Below are 13,329 nucleotides of genomic sequence, written 5' to 3' on the forward strand. Positions count from 1 at the left end.
CTCCATCAATTTACTCAGTAACTGATGAAGTCAACTTTCCGAGGTATTGCAGAATTTTAGTCCGGATTTTCTTGCCCATGTGGGAAAGATCGTCTGTACTATGAAGATATTGATGACAGGTGCTTGTGTGTACTGTGGCCAGATTGATAACTGTGTTTGAAGAATTGTGCTTCGAGAATGGGTTCGATAACAATCTGAACACACCCCTGCACCACTCTATCAACTAGTGCGGGTATACCGAGTGGCCGCATTTCAGTTTTACCTTCCTTGGGAATCATCTTTCGCCTCACAGGGAGGGGACGATAATTACTAAAAGCGTCTTGGACCCGCTCCACAACATGTTCATAAGGAACTTGAAGGAAGTGTTTCCTCATGGTTTCGCCATCAGATCCGGGGGTTTCACTGCCGCTATTGGCTTCGAGGTTATGGATCGCTGTTTTTATAACGACATCGGATGCCATTATTTCAACAAGCCCTTTGAACCTTGGTTGTTCGCCCCTAATAATCACGGCCTTCGAAATGTCGTGAATCCTGTCTTGGATACTTCGCAATTCTTCTTCTGAACACGGCAGCTGAATTGTCGAGCCATAGGCATCGCCTCCTTACGGGGAGATTACCATTCTTTCGGCTTTGTGCCGGGAACGCGCAACGGCTTCCTCAGCTCGTTGACGACAATCAGTACTGTTTCAATTGACTATGCCCCTTCGCCATGTACGCGGCTTTCCCGCGCTCAGACTACTACAGGCAGATGCCACTCGGATTTAATGGTCATTTCCTACCATCTAGGGTCATCGGTGTATCCCCACCTCTTAACGTAGCAGTTACGCTCACCTTCCGAGCTTCTCTAGTTCCTCACACACTAGCATTTCATATCGACTTAGGTTCCCTTTATGACCCATCAGCCATTCTTTCGCCGCGAGGTTGTCCAGCTAAGAACTCTACTATCGGTAGTGCCTGATTCCAAAAGACTAATTGGAACCCTGCGACTGAAACCTATTAAGGTTCGCAGATCTCGTAGGCTTAATTTCAACCATTCCTGTCATCATAATCTGCGCGTACATTACGAGCCTTACTTCCGAGGGTTCGCTCCAACGGATTACCGTTCTCTAACCATATCGATTTTATAGCGCCCCACCTCTACTTGGCCATTTCATACCGTTTAAGGTGACTTCGCCGGGCTTCACACACCGTATTGGGATATACGATGCATGCCGGAGTCTTAGGCGGGAGTGTCTGGTAAGCTGCAACTGAGTGCTACATCAACCTCTTACCGCAACAGGTATTTCACCTGCTCACTCATGTGTGAAGTTGGAACCTGAATTGGTCCCCCGTACCTTTACCCTCTTTGAGGCATCAAAGTTTCCTTTGATGCTTAAGCACGGAACTAGACGCACAGTCTTTTATACATGTCCGAATGTTGACCTTTGGGTCGAATGTGTTCAGGAATATTAAAAACATTTCCTCCAGGAGGAACAGCGCTCATTCTTTCAAGCGTTTCCTTTTTGGGTTTTGACACATCAAGTTGGTTTGGGATACCATCATGTAAACCCTCAAATGCCTCACGAACGGTCTTGTATTCCTCTCGCTTTAAATGAGGAGCTGGCAGATCGATTTTACCAATCTTACTCCCTATAAATATTGCCCGTTCACGAGCTTGAGCGCTTCCCATATCTGCTGACGAAAGGATGCCAGATGTTATTTCAAAATCAGATAGAGCACTATAAATCTCCTCTTTGAACTGTCCCTCTCCAGCTGTCAAAATACGTGGAACATTTTCTAGTACGAAAACCTTGCAATTTTCGTTGTTCTTAATTGAATCAATGTAATGCTTAAGTAAGAGGTTGTTGGGATTATCTAAAAAATTTGTATTGCGATTAGAGTTGCTCAATCCTTGACAAGGGCTTCCACCAATCATTATTGGAGCTTTGACGATCCTGCTTTTATCGATTTTAGTAATATCACCTTGAACGATATGTGAACCAATATTATGACGGTAAGTCGCAACAGCGTCCTCATCCATTTCAAGGGCAAAAACAACATCGAAACCAGCTTCTAAAAAACTCAGATCCATTACGCCTCCACCGGAGAAAAGACTCGAAATTTGTAAAGGTATCTCTAAGTTCGATAGGCTAGGTGACAAATAAGCATTAGAGCTGCTCGTTAAACTTTCATTTTCACCAAAAAGATCAAGCTCAAGTTGCTCATACCCAATTAATCCTGAAGCTTTACGAAAGGATTTTCGGGACAGTAGGATTTCATTTTTCTTCTTAACCGTGAGGATGTCAGTTATATCTGTTACTTTCCTCTTTAACCCACACACTTTATCTACTGCACGCTTCATTTTTTGGAGTGGGGTAGACTTAGCATCAACATAACCTTGGACAACAACAAGCTCTCCAAAGATCTCTACTTGAAGATAATCGCAACCCTGAAAAGTAGATAACGCTTCCTTATTCCGGATATCAATAACTGGCTTTATACCCTCTTTTAATTGTCGACGCGATACGGTATTATTCGTTTCAATTTCAGAACCTAAAATAATGATCTTCTTAGCTTTTTGATCAATCAGATACTTGAAATGAGTTCCGGGCTGGAATACTGTCTCCTGTAAAATTTTATCCTGAAGATATACACCACGATGAGAAATCTTTGCTTTTCTTGTTTTCAACAGCATTGTTTAGCATTCTCCTCTTTTAGATGATAAAAAGAAGGAAAGGAATTGTCCCTTACCTTCTCTATTGTTAATCTATTTCCACTCATTCAGAAAATGAAAAAGCTCCTTATCCGATTTTTGATCGTATACTAAGGAGACCAGATCTCCCAATGTGCCCTCAGACTCCCTAACTCTCACTTCATTCAGCGATTTTCCGGTAAATAGTGAATTTATATGGTCATCTGCTGACATTAGAAAATCGATGTATTTCTCTTTGCTCACCGGAGGCTCCGTGACTCTCCAATCCCCTCGAATTTCTTGAGGAGATATCAACACTTCATCATTCTCTATGTGATAGATTCTTCCTGTCACAATGGATGTGATCTGTTTTTTCAATTCATACTGTCTCCAAGCCTCATCGAAGGTTAAATAGTCCTCTGGATCAACTAATGGGACATCAGATGGAAATTTCACTTGATCATATCTAAAAAATTGTGGATCAATATGTGGATCATCAGGGTAAATAAACAATTGAGCATTCTGCATATCCACTTCGTCTATCTTTCCCAAAATCTCGATGTCCCCATCGATACAGCCAATCACAGCAGCATCGGTGAGAGCATTAAATAAGTCAGTATCAGATATGGCTGTTCGAAGAACAACGCCCCAGTCATGCATCAATCCAAATTCCAGTCCCTTGGAGATGTGATGTTGATTCTCATCGCAAATTTTTTGTTTTAGGAAACGGGGTAGTCTGGAATATAGTGACCATGATAGATCACGTTCTGCGTATTCTTGTAAAGACGCCTCTATATCTTCCCAATAAACTTTAGTAGAGAAGACAATCTCATTTTCGATAGAAATTTCAATTACCTCATTTCTTTTAGCTGATATTACATTTTTGGATTTATACATTGATATTTATTCTGGAGAAACTGGAACCGTATCAACTAAATGTTTTAGGTGTGCATCACTAAGGTTGAACCTCTTCCCATTCCCATTAATTATATAAGCAGGGGTTTTTCCACTTTTCTTTTTTCCTAGTATGACCGGAATATATTCATCTCTATATTTAAGAAACCCGACATCCCCATCAAACCATTCTGGTTTCAACTCCTCATCTCTGGAAGCGAACGAAAGCAATTCTTCTATCGCTAACTCACCATCCGTAAGAACTGCAAGTTTGCAATTATAACGTCCTTGGGGAGTAATCACAGAATAGGTTGATTTATTAATGCCATTAATGACTCCATGTAACTTTAAGTCCGTAACAAACACTATTTTTCCAGGTTTTGCTTCCTCACAGGAGAGTACAACTCCATCAGTAATGGAGTATGTGAAATGCCTTGGGAAATCGGTTTGAATTTTCTCTGCGACTTCTTGCTTGGCTGCTGCAAGCAATTGTTCCATGTCATCTCCATTTACCTGAACAGTAACTTCCAAGCTAAGTGTAACGCTTTTAACACCTTGATTTTGATTCATCGTAATTCCTCCTAGAATGGGTTGTGGTATAGTAGAACGCAAAAAAGCGCTCTTCCTTTACGTCCAATCTCTTGAATCTCATGAGATTAGGCGTCAGGAAAAACGCTCTTTTAAAACTCCGTAGGCCGCATGGCAGGAGCGGGAAATTAATGACTAATAAGAATACAATAACATATTTTATATCAAAAAAAAACATAAGAAGACGTCTCATCATTCGAGGCATCTTCTCACTATAAATCACTATTAGTTTTTAGTACTCCAAATCATATTCATCTAAACTCCATCCAGCTTCAATATATTGTCTCTCTAATATATAAGAGCATTGTATCAAGCGTTTAATGGTTTTCTCTGACAGTCTTATGCAGCATATGAAAAACAACTTTCATTTAAAGTGGATAAATCATCCTCTAATCATTACCGGTAATATAGTTTCAAAATTCCAATACCCACGACCTTTTTCGTCCTTTCCATCAAATGGAGGCAAAGTTTTGCGTTTCAATCGACCTGTAATGGCTCCCGGAGTTCTATTAAGAGCACGAGCTAAATCAGCCTGAAAGTACCTTCTTCCAATGTCCTCAGGTCTAAAATTCTGGCCAGCTGGTGAAATAAGAACAGGTTGGCCTTGAACGCTTGTGATGGAATGATTCGTTGTTATTCTCCAGCCTGACCATATACCTTTTCCAACCCACTCATCCAAAAGAATCACCATCCTTCAGTGATCGGGTTAGGATGAGTAAAGATGTACTTTTTTTATTTTTAGCCATGATTTCCACGGCACCCTTTCAGCATTGTTATATGATACCCGTTAGTTGTTTCTTTCAATGAGGTGATAAATTCTAATAAGTTAGAACCCGTCTATTTAGCTTCACTAGACTTCGTAATAATTTTCCAGACGAATCGTCAATTTATTTTTTTCTTCTAGGATCCAAACATATAGTCCACTTTTTCATGTCTACCGTCGTCATTGATTTTTCGTTACTGCCAAACTCGAATTAAATTACGGAAATGGAACCAAGTCCGCATCGTCAAATTTCTTCAGTTATTTAAAGAACTGCTGACCCTGCACGTGCCTGACAATCGGCTATTAGTTTTTCTTATAACCTAGCGTATTAATAGCATTCCCTCTTTTTTTGCCCATTGTTCTTCTAATTGCAAGTCATAAGACCATAATGGTTTTAGAAGATCTGGTAGATTGTCGTTTTCTAAAATCAAATTGACGTACTCCTCAATAGAATCAAATATTTTAAACGATATATATGATTTATAGTTGTCTTCACTGCGTTCGTGCTCTTCTTCGCTTGCAAACCATGTTGGATCTATAGCCTCACCTTGACTATTAACAATAAAACAATGCCTTGCCATATAAAATCCATCTGAAAAAATGCGTACATAACCATAAGCTATTTTCCATTCTCCACTAGTAAACATTCTTTTTTTATGGACCACAACATAAAAAATGTTAGCATAGCACTCTTTTATCATAATAAGTTTCTTACATTCTTGAAAAAGTTCTAAAGATTTTTCTCGGTTCATTGAGTATTCTTGATACAAAGTTAACAACCTCCCGATATAATATCTTGAAACCCAAGTAAACTATTATAAATCCTTTAACTATTGCCCTTTAGCCTACAGCCGATTTTTTATATACATCCTAAATGTTGGAGCAATTTCATAATCAAAGTTCGAAATTCTTTAGAATAGTGAATTTTTTAATTAATAAATCATGCAAATAATTCTTATATTTCCCTACTTTTTAACTTATTATATTGTACCATATATAAATTATATACGGGAACAAGAGAAACGATTTATACGAACAGAAAAGCCACTTGCATGTAAAAGTGGCTTTTCTGTTCTTTGGTATTTGGTTGTAATTCCTTCATTTATACCCCCCAGCAATTCATGAGAAAAGCTTTCTTCTTAAACATCTAGAGGAGTTAAGTCTTTCTATTGGACGGATTGTCAAGCCAAGTGCGACAGTTCCTGTGTGAAAGATTCGTGAGCGGTTTTCCACCCCAGACATTTTCGGGCGCGATGGTTGATGAGATAGAGGTGCTTTCTCTAGGACTTCATCCGTAACTTGAGCGAAATCCGTCCCTTTGGGGAAGAATTCTCGCAGCAAGCCATTAGCGTTTTCGTTGGAGCCTCGTTGCCAAGAGGAATACGGATCGGCAAAATAGACCTGTACCCCATGGGTGGCCTCCAGACTCGCATAACAGGCAAACTCTTTGCCACGGGTCAGCGGTGGCTGTTTGGAAGACTCCAGCAGGGTACTGAGAAGCCGCTACGCCAAAGGCAATCTCCATCGACAATGCCGTGCGATCAGGCATTTGAACCGCGGTGTACAGACGGGTTTTCCGTTCAATGAAGGTCGCCACAGCCTTTGCTTTTCCCACGACCAGACACCACCGTATCTAGCTCCCAGTGTCCAAAGGTGTCCCGGGAACGCACCTCCTTGGGGCGTTCGGAAATCGACTTACCCACGGCAAACTTCCCTCGTTTTTCAGCGGGCTGCTGCCGTTTTCCTTTGTGCCGTAGCACCTTCACGTCCGCTTGGGCCAGGCGGCCTGCATAGAGCCAGCGATAGATGGTTTTGCAGCACACGGTGGGCTGGCCTTCTGTTCTAAAACGCTCCACGATCTGCTCAGGTGACCAAGTCGCATGCAACTTCTCTTCGAGCTCTACCGCTTGTTCCTCTGTCCATTTGCCTTGAGGTACAGAGGCTCTACGGCGCTGCTCGTAAGCATGTTGGGAGCGCTGTGCATCGTAGGACGCTAGCTCAGCATTCCGACGGATTTCTCGGCAAATGTCGCCCCAGCTCCTCAGCGATGGCTCTTGAACTTTTCCCCTGCTGATGCAGGATTTCTAGCTTGCTTCGTTCGATTATGCTAAGATGTGTGTAGCTCATGGTGGATTCTCCTTGTGTGAATGTGGGTGTAGGAACTTTCATTCTACACGAATCCGGCCATGGGCCCTTTTTTATTTATTTCCAGCAGGTGTCGCACTTCATATTACAATCCGTCATTGTGTATCTTTCATTTCATAACCTAAAGTTTAATTGAAACTAGAAACCAGTCGCTGGCATACGCATGAATGATTAATACGAATATTCATACGATCGATTACCATCTTTATCTCATCAAGGCCAAATTGCTTTAATTTCTGGTCCGGATGAATACCTCCAAGATTGCTTATGACTACACTGTAAAGTTCCACTTGAGCTAATTCATACAGCTGTCCAGTAAACAGACTAAATGGTTCAGTTATACTCATCCAAGAGATTATCGGAGAAAGAACCTCTTCTTCCGTGAAATCTTCACCACGTGATGTCGTATAAACTATTTCCTTTGTAAGTATGGAATGATCCTCAATCGTTCCATTATACTGTCCGAGGTGCTGCGACATATCAGAGATTAGTATATTCATTTTTACGTCTAATGGATATTCATTGGACTCATTCATGGGAATACGGACTCTTAAGTCCAAATAGCTTTTTTGCAATCAGATTTCCCCCTCAAGTGGTGTCTTGCTTATTATAAAACACACTTCAAAAATCGAGTAATAAACGATAGCATATATAAGAAGGAGCCTTTATACTACAAAAAGGCTCCTCTTCTTGGTAATACTACAAATTAAGACTTCGAAACACAGTATTCTAAACAATCAGGACAAACGGGTTCATCACAGCATCCTTCATCAGCATGTGACTTCCAGTTATCAGGAACTCCAGGAATACCATGCTGATCAAGATTGGTGTATTCTCCATTCAATCTCATAAAAAAATAATTGTTATTTGAATGTAGACCTTCTCCTGGTCCACCACAGACCAATACAAACTCGATCTCACAGCCGTTGCAGCATGACCATACGTTTGAATTGTGTTCGTTCGTCTCCTGGCTTATTGTATAATTTCCCATTCCACATCATTCCTTTACTCGTTTGATTCATATTAAAATCCCGTTTATGATATTAATAAGTACCCCGGAAATCTCTCCTAGTCTGCTATTCTTTGAATTACGTTATCAAAACATTATCAGTTGTCCTGAGTCGTCAAATGCAAACTCATCAGAACAGTTCTGAAATTTTGATATTCTTCCCTCTTCCGTGATAACACTCTTTACCTCACTTACTGCACGTCGTAAGTTATCCATAAGAAAATGGTAGAGTTTATCAGTAATCGCCTTAAAGGTCTGGACACATACAGATTGACCAATACTTTCGACAACCAGCTTATTGCTATCACCTAAATAGAGCTCCTTCGAAATACCATGAAGTTTTCGGATCTGCTCCCCGTTGAGGTACGCATATAAATTTTTATTAGTAGGATGACTAATCCAGTTTTCAGGTTGAATTTTATGATGAGATTTAGTAATAGTCCCAATGTAAGAATCCTTTGTAATATCAAAGGTTGTCATATGGTGATTATGCGTCATTCCTTTTTTTTCTCGATTTATAAAGTATTTAAGGGTTCCGCTATCTTCTGTGGTTATCCAGTCCAAATCTTCAAGTTTTAGAACTCCATCATCCTGGATGGAACTCATGGGTTGTCCATATGGAACGGGGAAACTAAACCCTTCAAACACAGATGCGACCATAAAAAACCTTTCTCGCTTGGTCCGGCTACCGTAGTCAAGACTATTCAGCTTTGCTCGTGTCACACTAAACCCTTCATCTTTCAAGCAAAGTTCTAAGCTAATCCCAGCAATTTTTTCAAATTCGGGGACATTTTCGAGTAGGATAGCTTTGGGTCTGTCTGACTTTTTCTTGTCCCAGAATAAACGCATCAGATGCATATATAGGTGCATTGTGTGGTAATCTTTCTTTGTGCCGGCTGAGGCTTTTGAAAAATCTGCACAGTCAAGAGTTGCAACCCATACATCGACATTCGGAAGGTGCTCTGCCTCAAGCATTTGCATAGGCAGATTGAACATGATGGAATCCGAATGATTTTTCATATAAATATCTGAAAATTTGTGTTCTTTCCCTTCTTTAGGATTCCATTCAACAGCTGCTATCTCTTTGAATCCACTCTCTGTTAAACATTGAGAGCTGATCCCTGATCCAGCACAAAAAGAGATTGTTGTTAAAGGTTCTGTCGGAACTTCATGAATATTAGATGATAAGACATCCGTAGTTGGCTTAATACCTTCAATAATGACCCTATCTTGTATAAAGGTCACCTTGATTTGACCACAATCTTTGAGCGCTGATCTGATATTTTGCCCAGACTTGTCTATAACCGGTATAGGATTTTTGTTCTTTATTTTTTTTGAAACCTTATTGGGTCCTTTTGCATCGATTTCAAATTCAATAATATTATTTTCTGGAGTGGCATTTGTAACATACCTACTACCAGGTACAAAGCCAATGGCACTTAATAGATCTTTTTCAATGTAAAGACGTTCTCCATTATAAGTTGTTTTCCCTATAAACTGATGAATAATCATAAATCCTTCTCCCTTGAATTTTTTATTTAATTTACATGAATTAAATTACGTTATATCAAAGCACATCATTAAGAACTGCCACCACATGAATATTTCTGTCTTCAATAGTTGCATTAGGCTCAAATAGTTCTTTACTGTCACTTTTACCCCACATTATTCGATAACTGATAAGCTCGGGATAGCTTGGTTCTACTTCTTCTACTAATGTAGAAATTCTATCTACGATCTCTGACAATGAAGTCTTCATTGAAAGGACTTCTCGTAAAGAATCGGTTGGGACATACGAATAACCGTCATTATTTTTTATAATCACTTGATCAATTAAGCCTGGTCTATACACACGGAGTTCAGGCTCTATTTCGCAAAATCCTTTCGAGTTACGATCAAAAGGAATACCCTGGCGAATTAAAAACTCTTCCAATTCATCAAGTTGACCATTAGGCGCATCTTTAGAATAGAAATATGTGTTTTCAGACTCTTTAAAATCCCCGAGAGTGTTCAAAAACTCCCATATATGATTTGGGTAAAAACCTTTAACAATTTCAATTGAACAATAAAAATTATCTGCCATACTGTATGCACTCCTTCATTAAGTCTTAATTTCTATCAGATACCGATAGATTACATAAAGACCACTTCAATCAAAACGAAGTGGTCTTATGGTATGGTTTTAAAGCTAATTATTAATAACTATATATGAGTCACTTAAAGTGAAAAGCTAAAGCCTTTATCTCGTTAAATAAATGCTTATGCAATTCCCTCTATCATATTTATATATTCCGTCGGAATATGTTCTGCTAATCCGTTGGAATAGAAATCACTCCCATAGAGTCCCCAACAGCTTTCTATCTTTTGCCCATCTAAATTCTTAAGTACGAAACCATACACATCACCATTCAAAAAATGATTGTAAGTTTCAACTTCGGACTTAAGGGAATTCAAAACCTTCAAACGGAGTGCCTTATTAACTCTTTTCACCCCATAAACTTTTCTGACTTTTTTATGACTTACAAATATCCACCCTACCTGGCCACTGTCCCATGGACAAGAAAAGGCAGTTGTTTGGATAGTCAGGCTCCCATGGTCATATAAATACACTGGAAGGATTACATAATGCGTTTCTAAAAATTCGAATAGTTCGTCACGAGACTTCATTCGATCTAATGTTTTCTCGCTACGGTCCACGTCTTTTAGCAATTTTAAAAAAAATACATTGCCATCTTCAAATTTATGTTTGTCACCTAGATTATAACGACCATGCCAGCAAATCATTGAACCAAGATTATCATCTTCACGTGGAGACCTTGGGTCAACATCATATTCTATTGTTAATATTGCCTCATCATTTTGGAATTTTTTATAAATAGGCATATTTCCTCCTTATCATTACAGAGTAGAGGCTGAGCTGTTCATATATCTGCTACCTCAACTCTTGCTATACTTTCATTCATTCTGGCAACAATAATTCCATGGATTTTATTTGCTCCGAGCGAGTTCATTATGAACTTTTATATGAACTCCCTGTTTTTTATAGGAGTGATTAAACCCTATTAATCCCCCACCAGCATTTAATCCATAACTTACATTATTAATCTGTAGGGATACATCAAAATCCTCATCAACGATTACAGCTATTCTTTTTAGATCCCCTTCTGCATCATCAATTAAGGGAAGTGAAAAAAAACGAGGTCTTTTTAGTGCAGGCATTGAGACCAAATGTACACCTGACATATTAAAATTGAAACTGCCTTCTGGATTACCCGGATAAAAAATTTCATTGTTGATCCTAACGAGAACACGCTTATTTTTAGTTCTAGTTTTCTGGACTATGATTTCGACACTCTTGAGGGTCTCTTCCTTATCAATCCTTGGGCTAATTTTCTCCAATTGTGATGTCATCGAAACCTCAAAACATCGAGGACATGTAAACTCTACATCCTCGGAATTGGGATCGTTCAGTGCTTCGTGAAGACGATACGAGTTTAAACCGAATACATGGATTGTAGCTACGTTCCACTCGCGAATGGTTGAGGTTTCATTACAATGTCTGCAAAGAATATTATCTGTAGTTCCTAGGTTTGGTGTAAATCCGAAATTGTCAAAATCCAAAATTTGAACTACAGTATCTTTGGGTAGGTTAATAACACTTGCGATGCCATTCGATACATGAACTACGATATTTTTTTTCATTGATTTTTCCCCATTTCCTATTTTTATCTAAATCAAAAAAAGAGCGAGCATCTTTAGAAAGACACTGGCTCTTTTTTGAATGCTCACCTAAGAGTGCATCTCTCTTAGGTGTAGTATTATTTCATTACATAACCTGTGATAATCACAGGTTTGTTTTTAGCAGCAATTCTGCGTTGCATTTTAGAAATAGCGATAGCTAGTTCTCTTTGAGTTTTAAACATTGATATACCTCCTTGAAATTGGGTTGTGAAGTGAGCAAAACAAAAAACACCCACTTTTCAAAGAGACCAATTCATTCTAATGATAGAATGCCTACTTATGTAGAATTTGGTCACCTTGAAAAACAGGTGTTTGCAGGAAACGTAAAATATCTCTTATGACCCAGGTCAGAGACTAATAACAGAAATAAAATTTAATGAGACCATTATAACACGGGAAAGAAAAAAAGGATAGAGGATCTATAAGATTCTCTATCCTTTTTTTACTATTCATTCCCTATCTACTTAGAATATTGATTCAACTTTTTCTTCAAAATGACTATGCTTTAGGCTCTATGGGGTAAATTATAATTGTTTTTGAGGATACTAAAAAATCAAAAAACTGAAAAGTACTTAAAAATGATTCCTTTCTATAGGAACCAAGTGATGTTTTACGGAGAAAGGATTTGCGCTTGAAAACCATAATGAGAACCTCAGTGAAAATTCACCTTGCTATATTTATCTTCATCCAATTGAAAGGCACAATAGATTTCCTTAAAGCGGCTTCCATTGTCTCAAGAACCCAATCCTCTGAACACTCTCCTTCAAAAAAAGTGTCAATGTTAAAATCAAATATAACTTCTTCTCCCTTGCGGACAATGTTCTCTACTTCCATTTCAATGGTTACTATTTTCCGACCATCTTGGAATTTAATCGCCTGAAGGCGTTTCATAAACTCATCAAGTAGCAACGAATAATCCATTTTTTTATGTAGAGAAAACTGATAATGAAATAAAAATTTATTTTGTTCTTCCCCCATTAACGAGGCCCATTGTATTTTACTGTATTTCCTTATCACTCTGTTTTATCCTCCCCGGCGTCGTTCAGTCCGCACGTGTATTATAACATAGAGTTTGAATTTGATGTGAAATGTAATCTCGATAAAACGCTAGGTACTTTTACCCATTCTGTCCCTTTCTCAAGTTTTAGACAATGTAAAAAGAACTACTAACAAAAATGTTTTCTCTTGATAGTATTCATTCATTAGTTGGGAACACGTATAAGGGATAATTAGGACTTTTGAAGGATTACCGTTAGCAAACACAATCCAAATTTTACCTTGTATGTACGACTATAGTATCATGTTTATTCAGAAATTAAAAGTTATAATCACAACTTTTCACGTTTATCGCATATGTTTCCAGATATATCTTCAAAATCATCCAATCTTAGTTCAAGATTAAATAAAAAAGCCGGATATTCTCCGACTTCTTATGTTTGTACTTAATACTTGATTTTACTACAATCATTAATCACATGAATCTAATTTGATGAAGTAACACTAACTCCTTCTAAGCTA

At 38.6% G+C, this 13,329-nt stretch carries 11 protein-coding genes and 1 pseudogene; all 12 read right to left on the reverse strand.

Annotated features, from left to right (window positions below):
* Positions 1 to 1,384: 1,384 nt before the first annotated feature.
* Positions 1,385 to 2,674, reverse strand: coding sequence for a DNA cytosine methyltransferase (locus tag QD47_RS27115; protein WP_235332378.1), 1,290 nt, complete (start codon positions 2,672 to 2,674; stop codon positions 1,385 to 1,387).
* Positions 2,675 to 2,746: 72 nt separating this feature from the next.
* Positions 2,747 to 3,568 (reverse strand): hypothetical protein, encoded by an 822-nt coding sequence (locus QD47_RS27120; RefSeq protein WP_044649044.1) that lies wholly within the window; start codon positions 3,566 to 3,568, stop codon positions 2,747 to 2,749.
* A gap of 6 nt (positions 3,569 to 3,574) precedes the next feature.
* A complete protein-coding gene (locus tag QD47_RS27125) occupies positions 3,575 to 4,135 on the reverse strand; it encodes a hypothetical protein (protein ID WP_044649045.1) in 561 nt (186 codons plus the stop codon).
* A gap of 400 nt (positions 4,136 to 4,535) precedes the next feature.
* Positions 4,536 to 4,832: a DUF3653 domain-containing protein gene (locus QD47_RS27130; protein WP_044649046.1), complete on the reverse strand. Its 297-nt coding sequence runs from the start codon at positions 4,830 to 4,832 to the stop codon at positions 4,536 to 4,538.
* 404 nt (positions 4,833 to 5,236) lie between these two features.
* The gene (locus QD47_RS27135; RefSeq protein ID WP_044649047.1) at positions 5,237 to 5,686 is read right to left on the reverse strand and encodes a hypothetical protein; all 450 of its coding nucleotides are present in this window, start codon (positions 5,684 to 5,686) and stop codon (positions 5,237 to 5,239) included.
* Positions 5,687 to 6,097: 411 nt separating this feature from the next.
* Positions 6,098 to 7,043: pseudogene (locus tag QD47_RS27140) on the reverse strand (IS30 family transposase).
* Between the two features lie 146 nt (positions 7,044 to 7,189).
* On the reverse strand, positions 7,190 to 7,636 hold the full coding sequence (locus QD47_RS27145; RefSeq protein WP_044649048.1) for a hypothetical protein: 447 nt from the start codon (positions 7,634 to 7,636) through the stop codon (positions 7,190 to 7,192).
* A 521-nt stretch (positions 7,637 to 8,157) separates the two neighbouring features.
* Entirely contained in the window at positions 8,158 to 9,582 is a 1,425-nt protein-coding gene (locus QD47_RS27150) for a DNA cytosine methyltransferase (protein ID WP_044649049.1), read from the reverse strand.
* Between the two features lie 55 nt (positions 9,583 to 9,637).
* Positions 9,638 to 10,153 (reverse strand): hypothetical protein, encoded by a 516-nt coding sequence (locus tag QD47_RS27155; protein ID WP_044649050.1) that lies wholly within the window; start codon positions 10,151 to 10,153, stop codon positions 9,638 to 9,640.
* A 176-nt stretch (positions 10,154 to 10,329) separates the two neighbouring features.
* Complete coding sequence (locus tag QD47_RS27160; protein WP_044649051.1) at positions 10,330 to 10,953, reverse strand: hypothetical protein; 624 nt, start codon at positions 10,951 to 10,953, stop codon at positions 10,330 to 10,332.
* Positions 10,954 to 11,058: 105 nt separating this feature from the next.
* On the reverse strand, positions 11,059 to 11,772 hold the full coding sequence (locus QD47_RS27165) for a hypothetical protein (RefSeq protein ID WP_044649052.1): 714 nt from the start codon (positions 11,770 to 11,772) through the stop codon (positions 11,059 to 11,061).
* 702 nt (positions 11,773 to 12,474) lie between these two features.
* Positions 12,475 to 12,828 (reverse strand): hypothetical protein, encoded by a 354-nt coding sequence (locus QD47_RS27170; RefSeq protein ID WP_044649053.1) that lies wholly within the window; start codon positions 12,826 to 12,828, stop codon positions 12,475 to 12,477.
* Positions 12,829 to 13,329 lie beyond the last annotated feature (501 nt).

Source organism: Paenibacillus terrae (genome assembly GCF_000943545.1).
GTDB lineage: Bacteria > Bacillota > Bacilli > Paenibacillales > Paenibacillaceae > Paenibacillus > Paenibacillus terrae_A.

Coding starts and splice junctions, on each gene's coding strand:
- QD47_RS27115 (WP_235332378.1), bottom strand. CDS start 2,674: ATGCTGTTGAAAACAAGAAAAGCAAAGATTTCTCATCGTGGTGTATAT.
- QD47_RS27120 (WP_044649044.1), bottom strand. CDS start 3,568: ATGTATAAATCCAAAAATGTAATATCAGCTAAAAGAAATGAGGTAATT.
- QD47_RS27125 (WP_044649045.1), bottom strand. CDS start 4,135: ATGAATCAAAATCAAGGTGTTAAAAGCGTTACACTTAGCTTGGAAGTT.
- QD47_RS27150 (WP_044649049.1), bottom strand. CDS start 9,582: ATGATTATTCATCAGTTTATAGGGAAAACAACTTATAATGGAGAACGT.
- QD47_RS27155 (WP_044649050.1), bottom strand. CDS start 10,153: ATGGCAGATAATTTTTATTGTTCAATTGAAATTGTTAAAGGTTTTTAC.
- QD47_RS27160 (WP_044649051.1), bottom strand. CDS start 10,953: ATGCCTATTTATAAAAAATTCCAAAATGATGAGGCAATATTAACAATA.
- QD47_RS27165 (WP_044649052.1), bottom strand. CDS start 11,772: ATGAAAAAAAATATCGTAGTTCATGTATCGAATGGCATCGCAAGTGTT.